This window comes from Loktanella sp. F6476L (assembly GCF_023015725.1).
GTDB lineage: Bacteria > Pseudomonadota > Alphaproteobacteria > Rhodobacterales > Rhodobacteraceae > Yoonia.
The window spans coordinates 239,148-264,818 of record NZ_JALKAR010000005.1 but is presented as its reverse complement, the minus strand read 5'-3'; the positions used below and the strand labels follow the sequence as shown (position 1 = coordinate 264,818).

The window sequence follows — 25,671 nt, the reverse complement described above, 5'->3', positions numbered from 1 at the left end:
TTACTCCTGATGAAACAAGTTCATTTGATCTGTGTCTATTATGGGGCCCAGCAATAAAACTGACAAACGAGTCTTTTCATAGCTTCAGTTAAGATATACTAATGTGAAATGCCTGATCGTTTACCCCCTTTGACAGCCTTCCGTGCGTTTGACGCTGCGGCACGCCACATGTCGTTCGCGAAAGCAGCGGACGAATTGAATGTGACGCCTGCTGCTTTATCTTTTCAAATCAAATCGTTAGAAGAACATCTTGGCCATGCGCTGTTCCGGCGACTGAACCGCGCTGTCGAATTGACTGAATCTGGAAAGATTTTGGCGCCCGGTGCAGCAGATGGTTTTGAAACTTTGACAAAGGCGTGGTCTGCTACAAAACGCTTACATGATAACAGAACCTTAACTGTAACGGCTGGCCCCAGCTTTACGTCCAAGTGGTTGGCGCCGCGCCTGTTTCAGTTTGTGCAAAACAATCCAGATATCGACCTACGCTTTTCTGCCAGCCTCAAGATGATGGATTTCACGCGGGACGAGGTCGATGTCGCAATCCGGTTTAGCCAGCATGATGACGAAGGGTTCTATAGCGAACCTATTATCGAAGAATGGCTGTGCCCAATGGTGGCGCCTGCCTTGGCGGACAAGATCAAAACAGCGTCCGATATCTTGGATTTGCCGTTGCTGCACCAAGACGACATCACGTTTCTACATCCACCGGCTGATTGGGACACATGGTTTCAGGCCGCCGGGCTAAAGCCGCCGACGACCGCAGGCACGCATTTCAGCCAAAGTGACCATGCCGTGAATGCAGCATTGTCAGGGGCAGGCGTTGTTTTGGGGCGAATTTCGGTATCGGAAAAACATTTGACCGACGGCAGGCTGGTCATGCCGCTTGATCTCGCGATTTCTGGTCACGCAAGTTATCGGATTGTCTGCGCAAAAGGAGCAGAGAATCGCCCGCAGGTTGCACGGCTCATGTCATGGATCAGGGAAGAAGTTGCGGCAATTGATGCTTTGACAAAAACACGGACATTCGCCTGACTTCTGTTTGCCAAGATGGGTCGGCGCAACCCGCGCCAACCCGAAGTCGTCAAGATTAACTGGCGCTTAGGCGCGTAATCTCTTCTTTGAGGTGGAGTTTTTGTTTCTTGAGACGCGCGATCTCAAGGTCGTCGGTCCCAGCGCTGCGCTGCATGACCTCGACATTGTCCGAGAGGTGTTGGTGCTTCTTTTTGAGTTCCTGCAGGTGTGAACTTAAGCTCATTATTATCCTCCAATATGTGTGAACACGACCACTGCACCACAGATTTGACCACCTGTCACGCCGCAGAGCAGCAAAACGCGATCTAAGCAACGTGCCGCCAAAAGGTTGCTGAAGCGTTAATCAGTGCGGGTCACGAATGGGGAAAGAAGCGCCATCGCGCAAAACCGCCTTCACTTGCGGTGTGTAGCTTTCAGCATCGCCCTTTTTTATAAGGTCCCCGTGCATAATCAGTGGGGCAGACATATGAAATGGTGCGCGGCCGCTGTGGATCGCTTGCAGCAAAAATAGGCCCGGCGCAGCGCGCGAATGGGCGGCAATTGGACGCACAATAACCGACCCTAACCTTCCGGTTAAGGCTGCCAATACCTCTGGTAGGCGGGTGATATGCTGGATGATGGTTAGTGTACCCTTCGGTGCAAGGCGACGTACACCAATATCAAGCCAATCAGACAGCGGCGTATCCCCCGCCAGCGCCACATCACGGCCAGCGTTCTGCGATGCGTGTCCTTGGGCCCGATCATAATAGGGGGGGTTCATCATCACATGATTGAACTGCTGTTGGCGCAAGTTCGCGGGCAGATTCCGTAAATCAGCGCAAACAACCTGCATCGCAGCACCAGCCGTCGCCGCGTTCTGCTTAGCAAGGTCAGCATATTCGGGTTGCAGTTCGACGCCGGTCATCTGCAATCCGGTCACGCGTGCATCAAGACATAGTGATGCCACCCCAACCCCGCAGCCAATTTCCAGAACCGTTTCACCCGTTTTTGCAGGCACACTTGCCGCCATCAGGACGGCATCAATACCGGATCGAAATCCCTTCTTTGGTTGTAAGGCGTGGACCTTACCCCCCAGAAATGTATCATTTGTCGTGTTTTCGGTCACTGGCCCAAATCGATCTCTGCGTCGCGCATGATCGCCTGTGCCATAAACAAATCACGGTCTGCGACCATCAGACGGCGCGGCATTATGCCTATGCTACCTTCCATGACGCTCATGTTTACGTCGAACTGGAATGCGGTTATATCCTCGCTATCCAGAAGGGCCGTAGCGAGGGCGATGACTGTAGGGTCGTTGGTGCGCAAAAGTTCTTTCATAGTCCTGACGTAAGATGCGAGAGTATCTTTGTCCATAAACCGCCGGATACCGTGATGAGCCTTGATATCGCCGCCACCAAACCACACGAACGCTTGGCAGCGGCGCTGTCGGATGATCTGACTGCGGTCAACGATATGATCCGTGCGCGGATGGCGTCTGAACATGCCCCGCGAATCCCCGAAGTGACAGCACATTTGGTAGAGGCAGGCGGTAAACGTCTGCGCCCGATGCTGACGTTGGCGGCGGCGCGGATGTGCGGCTACGATGGTCCGTTTCATGTGCATTTGGCTGCGACGGTCGAATTTATTCATACCGCGACGTTGCTGCATGATGACGTTGTCGACGAAAGCAACCAACGGCGCGGGCGTCCAACGGCAAACCTGCTGTGGGATAACACGTCGTCTGTTTTGGTCGGCGACTATCTATTCGCGCGATCGTTCCAGTTGATGGTCGAAACCGGATCAATGCGGGTCCTTGATATCCTTGCCAATGCTTCTGCGACGATTGCGGAAGGTGAAGTTTTGCAGCTGACTGCCGCTGCTGATCTGGCAACCACCGAAGAGATTTATTTCAAAGTCGTGCGCGGCAAAACCGCTGCGTTGTTCTCTGCCGCGATGGAAGTCGGCGGCGTGATCGCTGATCAGGATGATGCGACTGTGAAGGCGTTGTTCGATTACGGCGACACATTGGGCATCGCGTTCCAGATTGTTGATGACCTGCTGGACTACGGCGGAACAACTGCGACTGGTAAAAACGTCGGCGATGATTTCCGTGAACGCAAATTGACCCTTCCCGTTATTCGCGCGATTGCAGCGGCTGACGATGTGGAACGGGACTTTTGGACGCGAACCATAGGCAAAGGCCGTCAAGAAGACGGTGATCTTGAACACGCGATTGCGTTACTGGCGAAACACGGCACGATGGAAACAACGCGTCAAACAGCGCTGGATTATGTGGCGCAGGCGAAAAACGTTTTGGCCCTGCTGCCGGATACGGATATCCGCGAAATGTTGATTGATCTGGCTGATTACGTCGTGGCGCGTATCACATAAGCCCTTTAGGCGCTTAGGATCTGCGCGGGTGTCACCCACCACCCCATTTCAGCGACTTGGATAATGCGTGCGGCGTGCCGTGCATCGGCCATGTTCTTGGTAATGCCAAAACACGTAGCGCCCGATCCGGACATGCCAGCAAATGCGACCTGCGGAATTTTGTTCAGGCGATCAAGGGCTGATTGGATGACAGGTGCTGCCTTGATGGCGGCAGGCTGCAGGTCATTGCGTTGGCGGGCAAGCCAATCGGTGAATGTGTCAAAATCCATCTTATCAGGAATATCTGCCATCGAAGGATTTTGTTTGCTGGCCAGACCGTCAAACACTGCTTTGGTCGGTACAGCAATCTTCGGGTTGATCAGAACCATCGCACAGCTAGGCAAATGTGGGGCAGGGGTCAGGTCCTGCCCGATGCCCTGCATACGGATGGGTTTAGGTGCTGCGAGGCAGACGGGCACGTCTGCGCCCAACATAACGATTTCGGGTGCAGACATAGGTAGCGGTTCGACGTCCCACATATCCGCGAGCAACTTTAGCGTCGCAGCCGCGTCAGATGACCCGCCGCCAAGACCCGCCTCGTTCGGTAGGTGTTTTTCGACCGTGATGGCGGCCCCTTTGATCACGCCGCGCATCCGCCGCAATGTTTCAGCGGCCCGCAGGATCAGGTTTGTCCCGTCAGTGGGCACGCCTGCCGAAAAGGGTCCGGTGACGGTCAATGTCAGTCCATCCGCAGGTGTCGCCGTGATCAGATCGCCCGCGTCCGTGAAGACAACAAGACTATCAAGCAGGTGATAGCCGTCAGCCCGTTGCCCGGTCACATGAAGTGTCAGGTTCACCTTGGCAGGAGCGACCGTTTTCTTAATTGCCATCAGCTACTCTAATAGGGTCTGCGCCTTCTTCGATCAGAACGGCATCAAGGCCAATTTCAATTTTCCGTCTGATCCGCGCTGCATCTTCGCTCGTGTCATCCGAAAACGATAGGGCGCGGTGCCATTGAAACTGTGCTTCGGTGGCGCGACCAACGGCCCAATAGGCATCGCCCAAATGATCGTTGATCACCGGATCCACAGCTTCGAGCGCGGCTGCATTTTCAAGATGGCCAACGGCGTCTTCGTATTGGCCCGTTTGGAAGAGCACCCAACCTAGACTGTCCACAATCGCCCCGTTTTGCGGTTGAACGGCAACGGCACGTTCAATCATATCGAGGGCTTCGTCCAATTTTTCACCCCGTTCAACCAGCGAATAGCCAAGATAGTTCAAGACCTGTGGCTGGTCAGGGCGGAATTGCAGCGCAGACCGGAAATCGGATTCTGCCTGTTCCCATTGGTCAAGTTGATGATGGGTGATTGCACGTGTGTAGTAAACGAACCACCGTGCCGGATCATTGGCGTCAAACAGATCAAGCGCCATACTATATGCATCGTTCGCGTCCTGCGTCTGTTCGGATTGGCGCAGGGTATCGCCCAAGCTTACATAAATACCCGGCATGTCAGGGTAAGAGCGCGACATCGCGCGCAGCACTTCGATAGCACCTTCATAATTGCCATTCTTGCGCAGGGCTTCGGCACGTCCGATTTCTGCAACGGCATAGGCCGGATCATCGCGCGATACACGTGTATAGGCTTCGTTCGCGAGACCATATAAATTAAGGTCTTCCAGCAGATCGGCAACCAACAGCAACACTTCGGTGTTGTCAGGCGTCAGAAATTCGGCGGCACGCGCGTAGATAAGCGTGTAGTTCTCGGGGACATCGGCACGCAGGGCTTCGGCGACGGCCAGATAGACTTCGCTCATGCCTTCGGTCGGATTGGTCACGACGTCATATGGGGTGGGGGACCCATCAGCGATCCGGCTGCGTAGATCGGTCAATCCGGGGTCCAGATTGTCACCAAACACTGTATCAATTACAGCAAGCGCATCATCGCGGCGGTCAAGCTGGCTTAGAATTTGAGCGTGTGCCATCGCACTGCGGCGGTTGTGGCGCAGCCCGCTGTCGGTTGTTGTCAGATCAAAGATGCGCACAGCCGCGTCGAAATTCCCGACAGAGGCCAGAGCCAACGCTTTGTGATACGCACCGAAGGACTGCAATCCAGTGGATTCGCCCAGTTCGTCGAAGCTTTGCAGCGCTTCATCGACCTCACCCAGCGCCATATGCGCCCATCCTTGGGACAGGCCGTCCACCACGGGACCGACGGTGCGATTCATTTCAAGGGCTGTGAATAAATCGGCCCAATTGCCTGATTGCACGGATTGGACAGCGGTGACGATGTTGGAATGCTGACGATTGATCCCTAACGCGATCATCCCGTCCGCAATGGCAATTGCATCCTGAAACTTGCCGCGCGACATATTTGCGGTCAAAGCGTTTTCCAGCAAAACAGCGTTGTTTGGATCAGCGACAAGGGCCTGCGCATAAAAGCGGGCACTGTATTCAAAATCGGAAAATTGGGCGGCTTGTCGTGCTGCGAGATACGCACCAGCATTCGGAACTTCGGCCAAGGCTGGCGTGATCATAGTGCTGGTAAAGAGTGCAGCAATCAAAGTGCTGCGCAGTTTTTGTTTTAACAAGCTTATCGCCCCTGTTTTGCTGCCCAACTCAAAGCCTAGGGGACGAATCGGATCGACGCAAATGATTGATCCAAAATGGGCGGATCGTTGCGAATATGAAAAGGGCCCCGCAATTGCGAGGCCCTTTGATCGTGTCGTGCTGATCGTTACATGTTCGGGTAATTTGGCCCGTCGCCACCTTGCGGCGTGGTCCATGTGATGTTCTGGCTGGGGTCCTTGATGTCGCAGGTTTTGCAATGAACGCAGTTCTGGAAATTGATCTGGAACTTGGTCTCGGCACCTTCGCCGACGAATTCGTAAACACCCGCTGGGCAATACCGCGCTGATGGACCTGCAAAGTCACGCAGGTTTGTGTCTACCGGAATGCTGGCGTCTTCCAGTTTCAGGTGCGCAGGCTGGCTTTCCTCGTGATTGGTAAAGCTGAATGCGACGTTCGTCAGGCGATCAAACGACAGCTTGCCGTCCGGCTTTGGATAATCAATCGGCTTGTGGCGCAGCGCTTTTTCAGTGGCTTCCGCATCGGATTTGCCGTGCTTCAGCGTACCAAGCAATGAGAAACCGAATGTGTTCGTCCACATATCGAATCCACCCACGGCCAATGACGCAAGCAAACCATGCTTGGACCACATTGGTTTCACGTTGCGGACCTTTTTCAGGTCTTGACCGATCGGGCCTTCGCGCACTTCTGTGTCGTAGCTGTCCAGCGTGTCGCCGGATTGACCCGCACCGATGGCCGCAAACGCGGCTTCAGCGGCATGGATGCCCGACAGCATAGCGTTATGGTTCCCCTTGATGCGCGGTACGTTGACCATGCCCGCAGAACAACCCAACAGCATACCACCCGGGAATGCCGTCTTCGGCATCGACTGATATCCGCCTTCGGTAATGGCACGTGCGCCGTATGCAACGCGTTTGCCGCCTTCCAAAAGGTCCGCGATCATCGGGTGATGTTTGAAGCGCTGGAATTCCATGTAAGGGAACAGGTGCGGGTTCTTGTAGTTCAGGTGAACCACGAAACCCACGTACACTTGGTTATTCTCAAGGTGGTATATGAAAGAACCGCCGCCCGCTTCACTGCCCAAAGGCCAGCCCATCGTGTGGGTCACGGTGCCTTCTTTGTGCTTGGCCGGATCGATTTCCCAGATTTCTTTCATGCCAAGGCCGTACTTCTGTACGTCCGATTCAGCGGCAAGGTTGTATTTCGCGATCACTTGCTTGGACAACGATCCGCGGACACCTTCGGACAGGAACACGTATTTGCCGTGCAGCTCCATGCCCGGTTCGTAGTTCGGGCCGTGGGATCCGTCTGCTTCGATCCCGAATTCACCAGCGACGACGCCTTTGACTTCGCCGTTTTCGCCAAACACTAGTTCGGAACAGGCCATGCCTGGGAAAATCTCGACGCCCAGTTCTTCGGCTTGTTCTGCCATCCAGCGGCAGACGTTGCCCATCGATACGATGTAGTTGCCGTGGTTGTTCATCAACGGTGGCATCGCCATGTTTGGCACGCGGATTTTGCCCGCTTCGCCCAGCATGTAGAAGTTATCTTCTTTCACAGGGACATTGATCGGTGCGCCTTTGGCTTTCCAATCAGGGATCAGCTTGTCGATACCTGATGTGTCCAGAACGGCGCCGGACAGGATGTGCGCCCCAACTTCGGACCCTTTTTCCAACACGACGACGTTGATGTCAGCATCTAGCTGCTTCAGCCGAATTGCCGCAGACAGGCCCGCAGGACCGGCCCCGACGATAACGACGTCATATTCCATTGCTTCGCGTTCAGTATCGGCCATGTCGCACCTTTTTGTCCTTTGGGGGCGTACCCCCGCAATATTGTTGCGAACCGAGTTAACGCATCCGCAAAAACAGGGCAATCAAGACGCGACGGTAAAACGACCGACTGCGGCGATATCGCACAAAAAAGCGCCCCGTGCACCGAACGGGGCGCGCAATGTCTCGCCATGTCGGCAAATTAACCAGCCATCAGAACCTGCAAACCGGTGAAATCATCACCGTCGGATAAGATATTGATGTAGACGGTGACATTGCCGCGCATGATCCATTCGGCCACATCAGGGGCGATACCGCCGGCCGCACGGATCATCGCAGGAATATTCGCGCGGGCATCAGCGCTGCCGAACAAGGGATCGTTGCTGTCTTCACCATCGGCTAGGCCAAAACGATGATAGTTGGCACGGTCCTGCCGGATGACGGATGCCGCATCACCCAAACGGGCACCGGATGAATTTGTCAGATCATCAGCGCTAATATGGGCGGCATAGGTCGCAGCGACGAAATCTTGGGCAACCACAGGGGACGCAAAAAGGCTGACGGCAAGGGCGATGTATTTCATGAATCTCTCTAAGCTATCAAAATGTAAGCCGAACTTTATACGGGACATGCAGGTTCGAAAGTCAGGAATTCCACCAGTGAAGCAGGAATGTTTCGCCGATGGATGACGCTTGTACTTGACTTTGCTCTCCCCAAATAGGCTATGAACGTCCGATGTAGAATTTTGGCCAAAAGGGTCGCTGTTATGGAAAAAATCCCGCTCACACGTGCTGGCTTTGACAAGCTGGATGCTGAACTGAAGCACCTTAAGACAGTCGAACGTCCGACGATTATTCGGGCTATTGCAGAGGCGCGCGAGCATGGCGATTTGTCAGAGAACGCAGAATACCATTCGGCGAAGGAAAAGCAGTCCTTTATCGAAGGGCGCGTAAAGGAATTGGAAGGCGTTATTTCATTGGCTGACATCATTGATGTGGCCAAAATGAAGGGTGCCGTCAAATTTGGCGCGACTGTCACCATGGCAGACGAAGATACGGACGAAGAAAAGACCTATCAGATCGTTGGCGAATATGAGGCCAACATCGAAGAAGGTCGGTTGAACATGAAATCGCCAATCGCGCGTGCATTGATCGGTAAAGAAGTCGGCGATAGCGCCGAAGTGCGCACGCCCGGCGGTGTCAAAAGCTACGAAATTGTTGAAATCGCTTACAAATAGACCCGTTTGGGTTTGGTGAGACGAACATGGCGAAACGCCCTCAAATGACCACAGCGGCATTCACGCCGAGCCGTGCAGAAGTTATCGCGCTGATTCTTTCGGTGGGATGGATGCTGGCTGTGAGCATCTTTTTCTTGGTTGTGCCAAGCGAACCTGCGGAAACGGGCTTTGACAGCCTGCGGTTTGTGCTGACGTTGATCGCGCTGTTCCTGCCTGTGGCGATGATCTGGGTGGCGGCTGTGGCTGCGCGGTCTGCGAAAATTATGCGGGACGAGGCGCGAATGTTGCACAGCGCCATCGATGATCTGCGCGAAAACGTCATGACCGAAAAGCAGGGCAATCCGTTGACGTCAAAGGCGTCCGTCGAACGCAAACTGAACCAGATCGCTCAAGCGACAAAAAAGCCGGATGTGCCATTGGCTACTTTCACCAGTTCACGTGAAAGCGGCAGCAAGTTGGAAATCACGTCTGCGAAAACGATCCAGCCGGAACAGCCTGCATTGGGTCTAGAGGTCCAGCCAGAGGATAACACCCCGCCGCTGCCCCGCGTTGATCTGATCCGCGCGTTGAATTTCCCTGATACCGAAGGCGACGCTATTGGCTTTGCTGCCCTGCGCAAGGCGCTGAAGGATCGGTCGGCGCGGCAACTCGTGCAAGCCAGCCAAGACGTGCTGACGCTGTTGTCACAAGACGGCATCTACATGGATGATCTGGCACCTGATCGGTCACGTCCCGAACTGTGGCGGCGGTTTGCCCAAGGTGAACGGGGCCGTGCCATCGGTGCGCTGGGTGGTGTGCGGGATCGCACGTCGCTGGCGCTGACCACAGCGCGGATGCGCGAAGATCCGATTTTCCGTGACGCCTGCCATCATTTTCTGCGCCATTTCGACAAGATGCTCGTGTCATTCGAAGTTGTGGCAACAGACGCCGAACTGGTTGAAATGTCCGACACCCGCACAGCCCGCGCATTCATGTTACTCGGTCGGGTGACGGGGGCGTTCGATTGATCGCAGTCTTCTTACAGACTTTGCCGTTCTTCGGGCTTATCGCCCTAGGTTATGCTGCTGTAAGGACAGGATTTTTCAGCTCGGATGCAATCGGTCACCTGACCAAATTCGTGTTCTATTTCGCGCTGCCCGCGATGCTTTTGCTCTTCGCCGGATCGCTTGACCTCGCTGATGTGCTCGACTGGAACTTCGTCGCCGCCTACTTCGTCGGGTCGTTTGCAATATACGCTTTGGCGACGCTGGTGTCGGTCATCCGCGGCCTGAAAATCGCAGAAGCAGCGATTGAGGCGCAGTGCGCGATTATCGGGAATGTCGGATTTTTGGGCATCCCGATGCTGGCTTTGCTTTTGGGCGAAGGCGCAATCGGCCCGATCATGATGATCTTGGCCGTTGATCTGGTGTTCTTTGGATCATTGGTCGTGATCCTGATCACAGGGTCGCGTGACGGGCGGTTACGTTTGGGCACGCTGAAAACCGTGGCGGTCGGTGTCGCGAAAAACCCGATGGTTGTATCGATTGCGCTGGGACTTGTGATGTCGCGCCTCGAAATACGCCTGCCAGAACCCGCGATCAGTTTTTTGACGCTTCTTGGGGCCGCAGCAACACCGGGCGCATTGTTTGCCATCGGCGGGTCATTGGCTGGCAAATCAGCAGAACGGATGAGCGTCGCGGGCTGGCTGACTTTTTGCAAACTCGTCCTGCATCCAGTCGCCGTTGGCATCGCCGCTTTGTTCGTGTTCCATGTTGATCCAATTGCGGCGGGCATGATGATCGCAACAGCAGCACTGCCCGTTGCTGGCAACGTCTATATCATCGCGCAGCACTACGCAGTTGCCCCCGCGCGGGTGTCCGCCGCGATCCTTGTCTCAACGGTGCTCAGCATACTTACGATCCCGTTCGTCATCGGATGGGTGACAAGTCTTTAACGCTCAGATAGCCCTTAGCAAAACGAAAGGGTTGCGCGATGAAAACGATCTCTGAGAACAAGTGTTTTGGCGGGGCGCAAGGCGTCTATTCCCACGAATCGACGGCAACGGGTACGGACATGACCTTTGGTCTGTTTTTGCCTGCAGAGGCTTCGGACGGTCCAGTGCCAGTTCTGTGGTATTTGTCCGGTCTGACCTGCACCCACGCCAATGCGATGGAAAAGGCAGGTGCGCAGTCTTGGGCGGCGGAACACGGTATTGCGTTGATCTTCCCTGACACATCGCCACGCGGTGAGTGCGTGCCAGATGACGAAGCCTATGATCTGGGTCAAGGTGCCGGTTTCTACATCGACGCGACGCAGGCCCCTTGGGACAAACATTTCAAAATGTGGACTTACATCGCAGATGAACTGCCTGCGTTGGTTGGTGTAAACTTCCCGTTGGATATGGGGTCGCAGGCGATCACCGGCCATTCCATGGGTGGGCACGGTGCCCTGACGCTTGCTATGGCCCTACCGGGTCGGTTCCGGTCTGTGTCTGCGTTCGCCCCGATCTGTAACCCCACAAACAGCGATTGGGGTCGCAAACAATTCGGCGCCTATTGGGGGGACGAATCCAATTGGGGGCCGCACGATGCAACCCTGTTGATGCAAAGCGAAGGGTTCGACGGACCTGTTCTGATCGACACAGGCACCGACGACCAATTCGGCGATTTGCTGGGAACGGCAGCTTTGGCAGGCGCAATGGCTGAAAAACGCCAAGAGGGCCATTTGCGGATGCAAAAAGGCTACGACCATTCCTACTACTTCGTGTCCACCTTCATGGAAGATCACATCATCTTCCACGCAGAGGCACTATATAAATGATCTACGTCGATGCGGACGCATGCCCTGTCAAAGCCGAAGTTGAACGTGTCGGCACGCGTCACAAACTGAAAATGTTTGTTGTGTCGAATGGTGGCATTCGACCTTCAGCGAATCCGTTTGTCGAGAATGTCGTCGTGCCTGATGGGCCAGACGTCGCCGATATGTGGATCGCGGATCGTGCGACCAAAGGCGACGTGGTTATCACTGGCGATATCCCCTTGGCGGCAAAATGCGTGGAAAACGGTGCGCTGGTGCTCAAACATAATGGTGAACCGCTAACGACCGCCAACATTGGCAACGTGCTTGCGACCCGCGACCTGATGGCAGACATGCGCGCCGCTGATCCGTTCCGGCAAGGCGGCGGCAAACCGTTTTCAAAAGCGGATCGGGCGCGTTTTCTGGATGCGCTTGAACGCATGGTACGGGCAGCGGCCAAATTATGATGCGGCTATCATCGGGGCAGCTTGGGTCTGTTTGCGCATTCTTCGCGGTTTTCTTTTTCGTAACCAACGACACGACGATCAAATTCTTGTCGGGCGACTACGCGCTGCATCAGGTTGTGCTGATCCGGTCGCTGTTGGCGCTGGTTTTGACGATGTGCGCCATCGCGCCATTCAAAGGCGGTTTTGCGATTTTCAAAACAAAGCGGTTGCCGCAGCATTTTCTACGCGGCGGCTTCACGGTTATGGCGAATATGACGTTCTTTCTGGGATTGGCCGCGATGCCCTTGGCGGACGCAACCGCAATCTTCTTCATCAGCCCGATCCTGATCACGTTGTTTTCAATCATCTTTCTGGGCGAAAGCGTCGGTCCGTGGCGCTGGGCGGCGATCCTGATCGGGTTCGTGGGTGTCCTGATCATGATCAAGCCCGGCACCGGATCGTTCCAATACGCGTCGTTCTACCCCTTGGTTGCGGCCCTTTGTTACGCAAGTCTCAACACGATGACACGGCAGATGGGGTCCACCGAAAGTGCGGCGACCCTGTCGGTCTACATCCAAGTGACGTTCATCATCGTCACGCTTTTGATCGGCTTGGCGATCGGTGACGGAAGATACGGGGATCAAACCGACCCGGCGCTGAAATTCTTGCTGCGGGAATGGACGTGGCCCAACCTGTCCGATCTCAAATATTTCCTGATCGTCGGGATTGGCGTCGCCGGTGGCGGTTTCCTGATCAGTCAGGCGTATCGCGTGGCAGAGGCGGCATTCGTGGCACCATTCGAATACGTGGCCATGCCGCTCGCGGTTTTATACGGCATCTTCATCTTTGATGAATGGCCTGAACCTATGGCCTATCTCGGGATGACCTTCATCGTCGGCGCTGGGATCATTACGATCTGGCGCGAGGCGGTCAATCGCAAGGCCGCGCAACGTCCGCGGACACGTCGTTGAGCTAGACGAACGCGGCGATCTGGCTAATGTGTGGTTAACCCAAAGGAATGCCAAATGCCTACAATTAACGCCGTCATCTTCGACATTGGAAACGTCCTAATCGAATGGCAACCAGAACGCTTCTTTGACAGCGTGATCGGTGCCGAACGGCGACGGGCGATGTTCGCCGCGATTGATCTGCACGGCATCAACGACAAGGTGGATCGGGGCGAAAATTTCCGCGATACCATCGTGGCCGCAGCCCAAGCCAACCCCGATTGGCACGACGAAGTCATGATGTGGCACGACCGCTGGATCGAAATGGCGGCCCCTCCGATTGACCGTTCTGTGCGGGTCTTACGGGCATTGCGCGCTGCTGATGTTCCCGTGTTCGCGCTGTCGAATTTTGGCATCCAGACATTTGACATCGCAAAGCCGGTCTATCCGTTCCTGACCGAATTCGACCGCAGCTATATTTCGGGCCACATGGGCGTGATCAAACCCGACGCGGATATTTATCAACAGGTTGAAGACGACTGCGAGCTTGATCCAACGACGCTTTTGTTCACGGATGACCGGATCGACAATATCACAGCTGCACGGGCGCGCGGCTGGCAGACACATGTGTTCACGGGCGCAGATGGCTGGGCGGACCGACTGGTGTCTGACGGATTATTGACGGCCGAGGCTGCGCAATGACGCAAATGATCCCCTTCGCAGAAGCGGATGCGATCCTGAACTGGATCGACCTAACGGACGCATTGGCTGCAGGCCATGATTTGCCGCCTGCGCAGGTCGAAGATGTGTTCCTTTACCAAGGCGACAACACGCTTTTGAACCGCTCTGCCTGGATCAAGGGCCTCGGTCTCGCAGTCAAATGCGCCACGATCTTTCCGGGCAATCGCGCGGCAGACAAGCCAATGGTGAACGGCGGTGTCACGCTCTATTCCGATGAAGACGGATCCCTGTCTGCGATCCTTGATTTTCATCTAGTGACCAAATGGAAAACGGCAGGGGACAGCCTTCTTGCGGCGCGGCGCTTGGCGCGACCCGATAGCCGGAACATCCTGATTGTCGGTGCAGGGACCGTTGGTCGGTCGCTGAAACAGGCGTATAGCGCTGCGTTTCCAGACGCGACATTCACCATATGGAACAGGAGCAAAGCAGGGGCGGAAGACTTCGCCGTTGATTTTCCGGACGTTGCCATTGCTGCTGATCTGGAATCGGCGGTACGCGACGCGGACATTGTTACCTCGGCCACCATGTCGACTGATCCTTTGATCAAAGGCGATTGGCTGCAGCCCGGCCAGCACATCGACCTGATTGGCGCGTATCGACCCGATATGCGCGAAGTCGACGATGCGGCCCTGCAAAAATCGCGCATCTTTGTTGATAACAAAGGCACCACGATGGATCACATCGGCGAATTGAAAATCCCGTTGGCAGGTGGGGTTATTCAGTCAAGCGATATTAACGCCGACTACTACGACATCGACGCCTTTGAACGTCATAGTGATGACGAAATTACGCTGTTTAAGAACGGCGGCGGTGCGCATCTTGATTTGATGACAAGCAGTTATATTCAAGCGGTTTGGGCGCAGCGGCAGAATTAAACGGTATATCCGACGAAACATCTTTGGATGATCGCTGGTTTGGAATTGGAAGGCGGACAAATGGTCTGGTTAATTGTTGGCTTGGTTTTACTCGCGGTCGTCGCAGCACCGAAGGTTCTGGAATCGCGCCGTACACCCATGACGGCAAAAAGGCGTCAAAAAGCACCGGGCGCCTTTGCCGAACTGACTCAAGGCATCACGCATTACCAATGGATTGGTCCGGTCCGGGGCCCCGTCGCCGTCCTGATCCACGGCCTATCGACCCCTTCAACGGTTTGGGCGGACGTCGCACAGGTATTGGCCGATACCGGTTATCGCGTGCTTGTTTACGATCTGTATGGCCGTGGTTTTTCCGACGCGCCGAAGGGCAAGCAAGACGCAGCTTTCTTTTTGCAGCAGCTCAATGATGTGTTGGAACATGAAGGACTAGCCGAGGACCTGACGCTCGTGGGGTATTCGATGGGCGGCACAATTGCGACGGCATTTGCAGCGCGGCAGCCGCATCGCATGAAGCGGTTGATCTTGCTGGCGACTTGCGGAGTTGAAACACGGGAAAGCGATTTTTCCGCGTTCTGTCGCACGAAACCTGTCATCGGCGGCTGGCTGCACGGGCTATTCGCAGGCGCGCGGATGCGTCGCGCGCTTTTGGCTGATCCGGCAGGGCAAGCTGCGCCGACGGTGTTGGCATCACAGCTTTCCGAACTCAAACGGCAAGGGTTTTTACCTGCCGTTCTTTCAAGCCGCCGCAATATTCTAGAAATGACGCAAGAAAAAGAGCACCGCGCGATCAGCCGCGACGGTATTCCGGTGATTGCAATCTGGGGCGAACAGGATGCTATTATCCCCTTGTCCGCGGTTGGAACGTTTGCCCAATGGAACCGTACTGCCCACCAAGAAGTCGTGCCAGGCGCAGGTCATGCCGTGCCATATAGCCACGGCGAAGAGCTTTCGGTGTTTTTGCGGACGATGCTCCGCGAACAACGCTGACGTTACGCGATCCGTTCTTGGGGCTTGCTTACAAGGGCCTGTGCGACGTTCGCAGTATTTTCCCACGCAAAGGCGACGCAGTTGCGACCCAGTTTTTTCGCCTGATACAGCGCCTCGTCAGCGCGGGCGACAAATGTCAGGAAATCCGGTCGATCGGATAACCATTCTGCGCCGATACTTATCGTGACGGACATCGCCCCGCCGTTGTCTACAATTGCTGTTTGCGCAATGATTTGGCGACACCGTTCCGCGATGCGGCAGGTTTCTTCTTCGGTCACAGATGGCAGGATTATCAGGAATTCATCGCCGCCCAAGCGTGAAAAGACGTCTGAAGGCCGTAGTATTTTCCCGATACGCGTCGAGATTTCAGCAAGAACCTTGTCCCCCAAAACATGACCGAATGTATCGTTCACTGCTTTGAAGTTATCGACATCAAAACACAGCATCGCGGTGCCGTGGTCATTTTCGATTGGTGGGGGCATTGCATCGTAGGCGGCGACAGCACTACGGCGATTGTGAAGTCGGGTCAGCGGATCCGTTGTCGCAGCGTTAAATAGGGCAATATTCTCTGCGGCAAGCCCCTCTTCTCTGCTCATCAATGACCCGATCAGCACCGCGCCAACCAGATTGAATGCCAGCAATACTGGAACAATTTCGTAGATCAGTTTCCACATCATTTCGGTCGGCAACACGGTAACAGCGATCAGGTGACTTGATATAACAAGGCCAAGCACGACATAGCTCAGCGCCGATTTCGACATCTTGCCTCGAATTTTATACGCCCATATCGGTCCCGAAATCGCAGCGATTGCGATGCCAAGCATGCCAGAGGCTGCACCGGTGCCGCCAAGATAAAAACGGGTGGCAAGTCCCATGGCACCCGCAATAACTGCCCCGGGAATTCCGAAAAAAGCGCCGGACAGACCGACAAGAAGGCTGCGCATATCTATGATGATACCTTCCGCGAAAACGATCGGGGTAAACATGGCAAGCACAGCACCAATCCCGAAGGTAAACCCCATCGTTGCCTGATGGACCCAAGTCTTAGAGGTCAGTCGAACAATGAAGCCGTAGATATAAATCACGGCAATCGCGAGCAGCATGGGATCGATAAGGATAACGGCAGTCTTGAGCAATGAAGTCATGGGGGCCTCGGCTTATGATGCCGCGACGCTACCGTTGGACGGTGTGAAGAATCTTAAGAGAACGCAGAAAGTTCCCCGCGGTCTGACGAAATTTCTACATAATTCTCTACAATTTTAGCTAGCTGCGACCATCGCCGATCGGTTCTCTTTGATCGGCAGGTGGACGATTGCACTAAACGCTCCGACAGCTACACCGACCCACCAGACATAGGTGTAGGTCCCGTAGGCGTCATAAAGCGCCCCGCCAAGCCAGACGCCCATGAACGATCCCAGCTGGTGCGAAAAGAAAACGATCCCGTACAGCGTGCCCATATACCGCAGACCATATAGGTGCGCGACGAGCCCAGACGTCAACGGCACGGTCGCCAGCCACAGCGACCCCATGCCAACTGAAAACAGGATGACTGTCGTGGGTGTCATGGGCGTCATGATAAAAGCAGCCGCAATGATAGTCCGCCCCAGATAGATGCCAGCCAGCAGATACTTTTTCGAATACCGCTTCCCAAGGTAGCCTGCGAATAGTGTGCCGCCGATGTTGGCCAGACCGATCAGTGATATCGCAACCGCGCCCAACGCGCTGGTGGTTGTGATGCCCATGCTGGCAAGCGCGCCACCGGGTGCAATAGGTCCACACATTTCAGTCACGAATGCTGGAAAGTGGGCGGTGACAAAGGCCAGTTGGTAGCCGCAGGAAAAGAAGCCTAGAAAGATGAACGTATAGGACGGGTCTTTGAACGCACGTATCAGGATTGCGCCCATGCTTTCTTCCAGTTCCGCTTTGGTTGCGACCTTTTCAGATCGCATCATCGGCAAAACCAGCAACACAGCCAAAATCAAGCCCGCGAAGGTCACGAAGGTCATCTGCCATGTCATGAAGGTCAAAAAGTATTCGGCAAGCGGCGCGCCAAAAACCTGTCCCGCAGAACCAGCCGCCGTCGCAATGGCCAAGGCCATGGACCTATTGTCATCTGACGCGGCCCGTCCAACCACGGCAAGAATGACACCAAACCCAGTGCCCGCGATCCCGAATCCCACCAGCACTTCGTACATTTGGTGCGCAATCGGGGTCGTGGCGCCTGACGACAGCAACAGTCCGGCAGCATAAAACAATGCGCCAAGTATGATTGCTTTGCGGTCCCCAATCTTTTCAGCAATGGCCCCGAAGATGGGCTGACTGATGCCCCAAGCAAGGTTCTGAATCGCAATGGCAAGTGAAAAGTCGGTGCGCAGCCAGCCGAATTCAGTCGCGATCGGGATTTGGAACACACCAAATGATGCACGGATTGCAAAGCCGGTCATGATGATGACGCAGCCTGCAATCAGGACTGGATTGATCAGGGCGGATTTCGATTGGGTCATGGCAGCACTTGATTGGCGCAAGTGCCACGTGTCAACGCCGCAATTGTATCGGTACAGACCAGCCATAGATGTGGTCCGTGCAACCGTCAGCGTCTGTTTCGTCTTTCAAATGGATGCCGCCGGCGTTGATGTAGAAATCAATTGCGCGGGTATTTCCTTTCAACACGGCGGCGGTGAACGCGACTCCTTCGGTGACATGGCCCAGTAGGGCAATGCCCGCGCCTGTGCCATGATGGGGCCGCAGGACGTAAAGCGATTGTAGGGCGAAGGGGTACGTATCGCGCAGGTCTTGGTCCTGTTGTGGTCTGAGCAATGCAAAACCGATACTGGGAATGATGCTTGTGACGTTATCCGGGTTGGCCAGAACCTGCGTCCAAAGATTTGTCCTATTGATCAGGTCACGGGACGCAATTTCTGACGCAGGCAAAAGACCGGGATAGGTTTCCTGCCAGCTTTGCACGTGCATTTGCGCGATATCCAAGACGTCGTCAGGAGTTGCTTGGCGTGGTGTCATCTGATCGCGTCCGATGTGTTGTTCGGTTGGAAAGCTAGTCGAATTTTCGCGAAAATGCGATGCCTCCGGCGGGGATCTAGAAGACGTCAAGGAAACGAAGGGTAGTTTTCAATTCTCGACTGACGGGCTATGCCGAAGACGATGACAATGCACGAGATATATCAAGCAAAAGTTGCTGCAGGTGAACTGACGTCGGATGCCGCACAGGTTGCGGTGATGGACCAGTTGGAACGGGTGCGCGCGGCGATGGCGGCCCCTGCACCCAAGCGCGGTTTCTTTCGCAAAGCCCCTGATCCAGAACCGGGTCTTTATATGTGGGGCGGTGTCGGGCGCGGGAAATCCATGTTGATGGATCTGCTATACGATGCGGTCGACGCTCCTAAGCAACGCAGCCATTTTCACGCCTTCATGCAATGGGTACACGCCCAGATGACCGAAGCCCGTAAATCGGGTGTCGACGATGCGATCGCGCCCGTGGCCGCTGATCTGGCTGGCCGTGTCCGATTTCTGGCGTTTGACGAGATGCAAATCACCGACATCACCGATGCGATGATCGTTGGGCGTCTGTTCGAGGCGTTGTTTGCAGCGGGCGTCACGATTGTGACAACGTCGAACCGCCCACCTGATGATCTGTATAAAGACGGTTTGAACCGACAGCTGTTCACACCATTCATCGCGCTGATCAAAGACCGTTTGGTCGTGCATGAACTTGTCAGCGAAACGGACTACCGTCAGGGACGTCTGGCGGGAACGCCGACCTATTTCACGCCGTTAACGTCCGAAGCGCGCGCGCAAATTGATCGGGTTTGGGATGACCTGACACAAGGCGACGCCGCCCCGTTGGTGCTGCACGTCAAAAAACGCGAAGTCACATTGCCCGGATTTCATAATGGTGCCGCGCGGGCGTCGTTTTATGATTTGTGCGGGAAACCACTGGGTGCTGCCGATTACTTGGCTTTGGTGGATGCCGTCCGCGTGCTTATTCTGGAAGATATCCCGCAGCTGGGGCGGTCTAATTTTAACGAAGCCAAACGTTTTGTGACCCTGATCGACACGCTTTACGAAGGGCGCGTGCGGTTGATTTGTTCCGCTGCGGGACCCCCCGAGATGTTGTATCTTGAAGGCGAAGGGACGTTTGAATTTGAACGGACTGCCAGCCGGTTGCGCGAAATGCAGGCGGCAGACTGGGCGGTTTGATCAGAAGGCGGGAACGCTGATCGTTGTGCCTGCGACCATCTGTTCGGGGCGGGCCAAGGCCATCGGGTTCGCCTGAATAAGGCGGCTTGTTTGGGTCACATCGCCGTAGAATTTTACCGCAATTGCCGCAAGGCTGTCTGTCGCGGTGATCACGTAGTCATAACCATCAACTGAAATAATCGCCGCCGGATCATTGGACAGGTCAGGTACGACAGGTTCCGTGCCTTCGGTCACCAAGACCGCCGTTGTCACAACTGCACGCAAAAATGTCGCCAGATCAATCTCGCCGTCCGATGTGACCAATCCAACGGGGATCGCCAGATCCCCTGCGCGCGCACGGTCCGCGACCGTCTGTGTGATTTCCGTATCTGGTACCCCAGCCCGTAAAGATTCGCCGATCAGCGTTGCAAACCTCTTGTCCGGAACAGCGGTTTGGACATCGGGCACTTCAAGACCAAGTACGGCAAGCGTGTCGCGGACCGCCGCTCCTACTGGAATGGATGCTGTCGGGTAGCCAAGATCGCGTGCCACGATAGCGTTTATAATCTGGGCTGCGGTTTCTTCGGTCGCTGCGATGTCGTCTTCGCTTGCGGGTGCTTCGACGATCGGATCAGGCGCGGTTACGGCCGCATCGCGTTGCGGTAAGATGCCACCGTGTTGCGCATTGATAATATACGCGCACAACGCGACAGCGAATATAAACAAACCAATGACAAAGCGGATCATGTTGCGGCCTTCGTGGGCATGATGGGTGGGCTTGCATGGCAAATACACCAGAACGGTTTAAAAGACATGCCCTTCTCGCGATGTCGTATCGTCAAGGCTGGATGCGTGATTTGCTGAGTGCCGCAACGGACCGGCAGTCAGGCGTGACCGGATCGTAGGTTGCAAAGAACGTGGTTTCGGGGTCAATGCTGCTTGGTTCGATGTATTGACCGTTAATGCAGACATCTTGCGCGAAATTACCTGCGTTGAACCCAAATCCGGGATTGCCGCAATCATCGACGTTGCCGTTCGCGTTCCATTCTTGGGACACTTGGCGGTTCAGGTCGATTGCGGTCGGGAAGGTAAATGTCGCCGGATCAAAGTAAAGCGACCAGGATGTTTCTGGTGTCTTTTCGATCAGGTTCCACGACCCCACGCGGGTCCCATTGAAATAGCCGGTGATCTTGAACGCGGTGATGTCAGTTTCGCGCACCAACGTTTTACGCATGGCACTGTCGGGCAACTCCATCCGGCCCGTCATGGTGTAGCCGTTACCGCCGGTCCAGCACATGTTCAACGTGGCAGCGGTTGCGGTCTGTGCAAACGCAAACATGCAGGCTACAAGGACCTGCATGCTGCGGACTGCTCGACGGGTTGGTCCCATCTGTCGTCTATCTCTTTTGCGTCTGGACCTTACGCATTTGGAATGCGCAGGCGTTGACCGATCTGCACTTTGTCAGGTGACGAAAGCTGATCGCGGTTTGCTTCAAAAATACGGCCGTATTCACCGGTCGCGCCGTAAAACTGCAGCGCGATATAGGCAAGGCTGTCGCCGCTTTCGACTGTGTAGAACCGTTCGCCGCCAACCGTTTCGGTTTCGGCTGTAGAGGCTGCGAATGCGCGCAATTGCAGTTCGCGGGCCGCTTCAACTTCGTCAGCGTTCCCGTTTTCCAGCGACCGTTGCACCAGATCAAATAAAAGCGTTTGTGGATCGACATCACCATCACTGGTGCTGATCGCATCAGGCACTTCGATTTCGCCACTGGCGGCAGCGGCGGCCAAAATACCTTCCAACGACTCTGCTGTCGTCGCCGCGTTGCGGGGCTGCAGGGCAATACGCGTTCCGGTGCCGTCAGCGTTTTCGGTCGTTACGTCGTACAAACCAGCGACAACGCCTTCGGTCAGCATCCGTAACTGGTTGCGGTTGGCGATTGCGATGGCTTCGGCGATTTTATCTTCTTTACTGCGAACGTCCTCAGCTGTCGGTTCAGATGCTGCAAGCGCTGCGGTCGCGGTGGGGATTGATGGCGCTACAGCAGCAGGTGCGGAAACTGCGACGACGTCTGGTTCAGGCGCTGGTGCGACTGGTGTTGCGGCAATTGGCGCTGGGGCTGGAATTGCCAGCAAATCAGCGGTCTGCGCACGGCTGACTTGGACATCGGACAGCTGTGCTACGATAGATGACAGCGCTTCGGCCTGCGCACGTTGTTGGTTCTGGGTCATGTAAAGCGTGCCCATCACGCCAACGGCGAACGTCACAGCGCCAACAGTGATCGCCCACGGCAATACGTTAGAACGCGGCTTTGGGCCTACTGGTCCGACTTGTCTCATGATGATGTCCCCTCGGTCGTCAAACCGAGCGATGACCAAACCTGCATCCCGCCTCGGTAATATTTGATTTTGTCAGCAGGATATCCTGCATCGATAAGTGCGTTGACCAAACGGTGGGCATCCATTGTCGTCGGGCCCGCATCAAACACAACAAGGGTCATTGCATCGGAAAAGTTAAAAGCACCCAACATGCTACGTGCGCCAAGTGCCTTCAGAATATCGGGCAAGAGCGGATTGTCGGGTGTCACAAGTGTATGTGGAATACTGGCCGAGGCAGGCAAAAAGCCAATTGCGCGATCAGATGGCAGGCGGCTGTCGATCAGCAAGCCCTGCCCATTGGCCAATTCGTTGGCCATGAAATCAATCACACGGTTTTCAGTGATCGTTTCGACGTCGTCAGCTGCGGCATCCGGTGCAATACAAAGACCGTCACAGCCGCCGTGCAGATCGTAAAAGCGGGCGGCAGAAATCGCATCCGCACGGGGTGCTTGTGCGATGATCTTGTCTTGGCCTTGATACGTAAAAGTGGCGTCGGTGGCCCCTGCGGTGGTTTGCGCAGTCGCCTCAGAGGCGAAAATTGCCCCAGCCAACGCGACAGCCATAACTGTTCGCGACATAATGCCGATCCCCCAATAAGAAGCACCATATCTTGAACAGATGGCTGGCAGGCCCGGTGCTTTTCGTAATTACGACTAGATATAGACGCAGAGTGATTCGGTCGTCAAAGAGAAAACGAATCATCAGGGAAATTATCGAAAAGGGGAAAGTTTAGATGTTTTCCCGCATAACGGCGCCAGCCAGATACAATGACCCGCAAATCAGGATACGCGCATGAGGTGAGACTGCGGTGATATCCCTGATTGCATGGGCAACATCGGGTGCTGCCTTTGCATCAAGTCCCACGGTTGCGGCGATCCTTGCGGTTTCTTCTGCGGGGATCGTGTTTGCTTCGTTCGGGATCGAAACGGCGGTCAAACTTGTCGCAACTTCGGCGAGTGGCGCAAGATATCCACTGATGTCTTTGGTATTCAGCATGCCGCAAATCAGATGCGTCGGGCGCGGTGGCTGTTGTTTCAGCGTCGCAGCAAGCGCACGACCCGCTGCCGGATTATGCCCCCCATCGAGCCACAGTTCAGCAGGTGCTGCCAGATCAACCAGCGCACCCTTGGTCAGTTTTTCCATCCGTGCGGGCCAATAGGCTTGGGTCATCGCCGCTTCGCAAGCGGTTTCATCTTTGTCCAGCGCACGCAGCGCGGCAATCGCAGCACCTGCGTTCATAATCTGGTGTGGGCCGGGCAAGGCAGGAAGGGGAAGATCAAGCAATCCGCGTTCGTCCTGATACACCAACCGCCCGCGTTCTTCGGACACATGCCAGTGCTGACAATGGGCCAACAGCGGTGCACCCAAACGGGCAGCCTTCGCTTCGATCACGTCCATCGCTTCGTCATGTTGCGGACCCACGACGCAGGGCACGCCGCGTTTGATGATACCCGCTTTTTCGCCTGCGATGGCTGTCAGCGTATCACCAAGGAACGCCTGATGGTCCAAATCAATTGGTGTGATGATCGTCAGGGCAGGGGTATCGATGACGTTTGTGGCATCCAGTCGTCCACCTAGACCAACCTCAAGCAGTGTGTAATCCGCAGGGGTTTCCGCGAACGCCAGTAGACCCGCGACAGTCGTGATCTCGAAGTAGGTGATCGGGTCCGGCCCATTGGCGTGGTAACAGCGGTCCAGCACTTCGGTCAGCGCATCTTCGGTGATCAGTTCACCAGCGAGCCTGATCCGTTCATGAAAATGGGCAAGATGCGGGGACGTATAGGCATGAACGGCAGCGCCCGATTGTTCCAAACCCGCACGGATCATGGCTTGGGTCGATCCTTTGCCATTTGTGCCTGCGACGTGGATGACGGGCGGCAGTTTCTTTTGCGGATTATCCAAGGTTTCCAGCAACCGCCAAACACGGTCTAGCGTCAGGTCGATGACCTTCGGGTGCAGCGCCATCATGCGGGCAAGGATCGCGTCGGAATTGGTCGTCATGTTGTAGCTTTTCCAGTTTGAACAAGGCGGACAAGCGATACGCCAGCGGCAATATCAAATGCACCACACATCGCAGGCCACCAAACGGGGCCGGGTGCGCCAATCACGTGCAGGCCGAAGTCGAGAATACCATGCCCGATCAGCCCACCCGCCAGCAAATGTGTGCCACGCTGAAACCCGAAGCGGGCCAATGTCGCGAAGCCAATGAAAATAATCAGATGCAGGGCAAGATTGCCGGTGTCCGCTTCTTGTGCCGCGAAGATGGGGTAAAATAATGCGATAGCGCAAAGGAACACGGCTGTGCCTGAACGTTCCGCAAGCATCCCTGCGTGGAACATCATCAGCATTGCCAATCCACCCAATCCCGCGCCCACAAGCGCGGCGATGAGGATCACGCTTTTGCTTCCTCAGCTTCCGGTGTCTCGGCGTCTGGCGCAGGCAAGTCGCCTTTGATTGCAGGTGGCTGTTTCATCAAAAGACGCATGATCGTGATCAATTCGTCTTTCAATTCGGTCCGCTTTGTCACGCGGTCCAGCATACCGTGATCCAACAGGTATTCGGCGCGCTGGAACCCTTCGGGCAGTTTTTCACCGATTGTTTGTTCGATCACACGGGCACCGGCAAAACCGATCAACGCGTTCGGTTCCGCAATCTGAACGTCGCCCAGCATTGCATAAGATGCGGTCACACCACCCGTTGTCGGGTGTGTCAAAACAACGATGTAAGGCAGGCCCGCTTCTTTCAGCATCTGCACAGCAATTGTCGTGCGCGGCATCTGCATCAGGCCAAGAATACCTTCCTGCATCCGCGCGCCACCAGCGGCAGAAAACAGGATCAACGGGCATTTCAGTTCAATCGCACGTTCGGCAGCCGCAATGATCGCGTTGCCCACATACATCGACATAGACCCACCCATGAAGGAAAAGTCTTGAACGGCCACAACGGCTTTCGTGCGGCCAATGTCACCTTCTGCAACCAGCATCGCGTCGCGTTCGCCGGTCTTTTTGCGGGCGTCCTTGATACGGTCGGTGTATTTCTTTTGGTCTTTGAAATGCAGCGGATCAGCGACGGGTTCTGGAACCTCGACTTCTTTAAACATACCGAGATCGAAAAGCGCTGTCAGACGATCACGGGCGCCAATCGCCATGTGATGATCGCAGTTCGTGCAGACGTTCAGGTTGTCCGACAATTCGCGGTGGAACAGCATCGTGCCACATTCGTCGCACTTCTGCCAAAGGTTCTCTGGAACCTCGCGCCGCGAAAACAGCGAGTTAATCGTGGGTCGGACGTAGTTCGTGATCCAGTTCATAGCAAAATGCCCCTGCGTTGTTGACGCAGAGATATGCGCGGGC

General features: G+C 55.3%; 29 protein-coding genes. 12 read left to right on the top strand and 17 right to left on the bottom strand.

Annotated features, from left to right (window positions below; genetic code table 11):
• Positions 1–108 precede the first annotated feature (108 nt).
• Positions 109–1,032 carry a transcriptional regulator GcvA gene (gene gcvA / locus MWU61_RS12480; protein ID WP_247128706.1) on the top strand — a complete coding sequence of 308 codons (924 nt, stop codon included), beginning with the start codon at positions 109–111 and terminating at the stop codon, positions 1,030–1,032.
• Between the two features lie 55 nt (positions 1,033–1,087).
• Here gcvA and MWU61_RS12475 read toward each other — a convergent pair whose 3' ends face one another.
• From MWU61_RS12475 to MWU61_RS12465, 3 genes are all read right to left on the bottom strand, one after another.
• Complete coding sequence (locus tag MWU61_RS12475; RefSeq protein ID WP_247128705.1) at positions 1,088–1,255, bottom strand: YdcH family protein; 168 nt, start codon at positions 1,253–1,255, stop codon at positions 1,088–1,090.
• 120 nt (positions 1,256–1,375) lie between these two features.
• Entirely contained in the window at positions 1,376–2,137 is a 762-nt protein-coding gene (locus MWU61_RS12470; protein ID WP_247128704.1) for a methyltransferase domain-containing protein, read from the bottom strand.
• A complete protein-coding gene (locus MWU61_RS12465) occupies positions 2,134–2,349 on the bottom strand; it encodes a DUF2007 domain-containing protein (RefSeq protein ID WP_247128703.1) in 216 nt (71 codons plus the stop codon). Before MWU61_RS12465 ends, MWU61_RS12470 begins: the two co-directional genes overlap by 4 nt.
• 54 nt (positions 2,350–2,403) lie before the next feature.
• On the opposite strand from MWU61_RS12465, the gene MWU61_RS12460 reads away from it, so the two are divergent.
• Positions 2,404–3,402: a polyprenyl synthetase family protein gene (locus MWU61_RS12460; protein ID WP_247128702.1), complete on the top strand. Its 999-nt coding sequence runs from the start codon at positions 2,404–2,406 to the stop codon at positions 3,400–3,402.
• A 5-nt stretch (positions 3,403–3,407) separates the two neighbouring features.
• Here MWU61_RS12460 and MWU61_RS12455 read toward each other — a convergent pair whose 3' ends face one another.
• The 4 genes from MWU61_RS12455 to MWU61_RS12440 all read right to left on the bottom strand — a co-directional run bounded on the left by MWU61_RS12455 (position 3,408) and on the right by MWU61_RS12440 (position 8,323).
• Complete coding sequence (locus tag MWU61_RS12455) at positions 3,408–4,271, bottom strand: 4-(cytidine 5'-diphospho)-2-C-methyl-D-erythritol kinase (protein ID WP_247128701.1); 864 nt, start codon at positions 4,269–4,271, stop codon at positions 3,408–3,410.
• Complete coding sequence (locus MWU61_RS12450) at positions 4,261–5,970, bottom strand: tetratricopeptide repeat protein (RefSeq protein ID WP_247128700.1); 1,710 nt, start codon at positions 5,968–5,970, stop codon at positions 4,261–4,263. Before MWU61_RS12450 ends, MWU61_RS12455 begins: the two co-directional genes overlap by 11 nt.
• Before the next feature lie 146 nt (positions 5,971–6,116).
• Positions 6,117–7,763 (bottom strand): electron transfer flavoprotein-ubiquinone oxidoreductase, encoded by a 1,647-nt coding sequence (locus MWU61_RS12445; protein WP_247128699.1) that lies wholly within the window; start codon positions 7,761–7,763, stop codon positions 6,117–6,119.
• Between the two features lie 179 nt (positions 7,764–7,942).
• Positions 7,943–8,323, bottom strand: coding sequence for a hypothetical protein (locus MWU61_RS12440; protein WP_247128698.1), 381 nt, complete (start codon positions 8,321–8,323; stop codon positions 7,943–7,945).
• A 183-nt stretch (positions 8,324–8,506) separates the two neighbouring features.
• Here MWU61_RS12440 and greA point away from each other — a divergent pair, with 183 nt between their 5' ends.
• Genes greA through MWU61_RS12395 form a run of 9 tightly spaced genes read left to right on the top strand, consistent with a single transcriptional unit; the run spans position 8,507 to position 15,748 of the window.
• Positions 8,507–8,977: a transcription elongation factor GreA gene (greA, locus tag MWU61_RS12435; RefSeq protein ID WP_247128697.1), complete on the top strand. Its 471-nt coding sequence runs from the start codon at positions 8,507–8,509 to the stop codon at positions 8,975–8,977.
• Positions 8,978–9,003: 26 nt separating this feature from the next.
• Complete coding sequence (locus MWU61_RS12430) at positions 9,004–9,984, top strand: hypothetical protein (protein WP_247128696.1); 981 nt, start codon at positions 9,004–9,006, stop codon at positions 9,982–9,984.
• Complete coding sequence (locus tag MWU61_RS12425; RefSeq protein WP_247128695.1) at positions 9,981–10,910, top strand: AEC family transporter; 930 nt, start codon at positions 9,981–9,983, stop codon at positions 10,908–10,910. Before MWU61_RS12430 ends, MWU61_RS12425 begins: the two co-directional genes overlap by 4 nt.
• A gap of 38 nt (positions 10,911–10,948) precedes the next feature.
• Positions 10,949–11,776: an S-formylglutathione hydrolase gene (gene fghA / locus MWU61_RS12420; protein WP_247128694.1), complete on the top strand. Its 828-nt coding sequence runs from the start codon at positions 10,949–10,951 to the stop codon at positions 11,774–11,776.
• Positions 11,773–12,219: a YaiI/YqxD family protein gene (locus MWU61_RS12415; protein ID WP_247128693.1), complete on the top strand. Its 447-nt coding sequence runs from the start codon at positions 11,773–11,775 to the stop codon at positions 12,217–12,219. Before fghA ends, MWU61_RS12415 begins: the two co-directional genes overlap by 4 nt.
• On the top strand, positions 12,216–13,169 hold the full coding sequence (locus tag MWU61_RS12410) for a DMT family transporter (protein WP_247128692.1): 954 nt from the start codon (positions 12,216–12,218) through the stop codon (positions 13,167–13,169). The genes MWU61_RS12415 and MWU61_RS12410 overlap by 4 nt, the downstream gene beginning before the upstream one ends.
• A gap of 54 nt (positions 13,170–13,223) precedes the next feature.
• A complete protein-coding gene (locus MWU61_RS12405; RefSeq protein WP_247128691.1) occupies positions 13,224–13,847 on the top strand; it encodes an HAD family phosphatase in 624 nt (207 codons plus the stop codon).
• A complete protein-coding gene (locus MWU61_RS12400; RefSeq protein WP_247128690.1) occupies positions 13,844–14,761 on the top strand; it encodes an ornithine cyclodeaminase in 918 nt (305 codons plus the stop codon). The genes MWU61_RS12405 and MWU61_RS12400 overlap by 4 nt, the downstream gene beginning before the upstream one ends.
• 27 nt (positions 14,762–14,788) lie before the next feature.
• The gene (locus MWU61_RS12395) at positions 14,789–15,748 is read left to right on the top strand and encodes an alpha/beta hydrolase (protein ID WP_247128689.1); all 960 of its coding nucleotides are present in this window, start codon (positions 14,789–14,791) and stop codon (positions 15,746–15,748) included.
• 2 nt (positions 15,749–15,750) lie between these two features.
• On the opposite strand, the gene MWU61_RS12390 is transcribed toward MWU61_RS12395, so the two are convergent.
• From MWU61_RS12390 to MWU61_RS12380, 3 genes are all read right to left on the bottom strand, one after another.
• Positions 15,751–16,893, bottom strand: a complete 1,143-nt coding sequence (locus tag MWU61_RS12390; protein ID WP_247128688.1) for a diguanylate cyclase — start codon at positions 16,891–16,893, stop codon at positions 15,751–15,753.
• A 114-nt stretch (positions 16,894–17,007) separates the two neighbouring features.
• Positions 17,008–18,252: an MFS transporter gene (locus tag MWU61_RS12385; RefSeq protein WP_247128687.1), complete on the bottom strand. Its 1,245-nt coding sequence runs from the start codon at positions 18,250–18,252 to the stop codon at positions 17,008–17,010.
• Between the two features lie 31 nt (positions 18,253–18,283).
• Positions 18,284–18,766 (bottom strand): GNAT family N-acetyltransferase, encoded by a 483-nt coding sequence (locus tag MWU61_RS12380; protein ID WP_247128686.1) that lies wholly within the window; start codon positions 18,764–18,766, stop codon positions 18,284–18,286.
• A 141-nt stretch (positions 18,767–18,907) separates the two neighbouring features.
• Between MWU61_RS12380 and zapE the strand changes: the two genes are divergently transcribed.
• Complete coding sequence (gene zapE, locus MWU61_RS12375; protein WP_247128736.1) at positions 18,908–19,963, top strand: cell division protein ZapE; 1,056 nt, start codon at positions 18,908–18,910, stop codon at positions 19,961–19,963.
• On the opposite strand, the gene MWU61_RS12370 is transcribed toward zapE, so the two are convergent.
• From MWU61_RS12370 to accD, 7 genes are all read right to left on the bottom strand, one after another.
• On the bottom strand, positions 19,964–20,689 hold the full coding sequence (locus MWU61_RS12370) for a hypothetical protein (RefSeq protein WP_247128685.1): 726 nt from the start codon (positions 20,687–20,689) through the stop codon (positions 19,964–19,966). It abuts the gene before it with no gap.
• 91 nt (positions 20,690–20,780) lie between these two features.
• Positions 20,781–21,302, bottom strand: a complete 522-nt coding sequence (locus tag MWU61_RS12365) for a hypothetical protein (RefSeq protein WP_247128684.1) — start codon at positions 21,300–21,302, stop codon at positions 20,781–20,783.
• Positions 21,303–21,361: 59 nt separating this feature from the next.
• The gene (locus MWU61_RS12360; RefSeq protein WP_247128683.1) at positions 21,362–22,279 is read right to left on the bottom strand and encodes a LysM peptidoglycan-binding domain-containing protein; all 918 of its coding nucleotides are present in this window, start codon (positions 22,277–22,279) and stop codon (positions 21,362–21,364) included.
• On the bottom strand, positions 22,276–22,896 hold the full coding sequence (locus MWU61_RS12355) for a rhodanese-like domain-containing protein (protein WP_247128682.1): 621 nt from the start codon (positions 22,894–22,896) through the stop codon (positions 22,276–22,278). Before MWU61_RS12355 ends, MWU61_RS12360 begins: the two co-directional genes overlap by 4 nt.
• 151 nt (positions 22,897–23,047) lie before the next feature.
• Positions 23,048–24,319 (bottom strand): folylpolyglutamate synthase/dihydrofolate synthase family protein, encoded by a 1,272-nt coding sequence (locus MWU61_RS12350; RefSeq protein WP_247128681.1) that lies wholly within the window; start codon positions 24,317–24,319, stop codon positions 23,048–23,050.
• Complete coding sequence (locus MWU61_RS12345) at positions 24,316–24,714, bottom strand: hypothetical protein (RefSeq protein ID WP_247128680.1); 399 nt, start codon at positions 24,712–24,714, stop codon at positions 24,316–24,318. Before MWU61_RS12345 ends, MWU61_RS12350 begins: the two co-directional genes overlap by 4 nt.
• On the bottom strand, positions 24,711–25,628 hold the full coding sequence (gene accD, locus MWU61_RS12340) for an acetyl-CoA carboxylase, carboxyltransferase subunit beta (protein ID WP_247128679.1): 918 nt from the start codon (positions 25,626–25,628) through the stop codon (positions 24,711–24,713). Before accD ends, MWU61_RS12345 begins: the two co-directional genes overlap by 4 nt.
• Between the last annotated feature and the right edge of the window lie 43 nt (positions 25,629–25,671).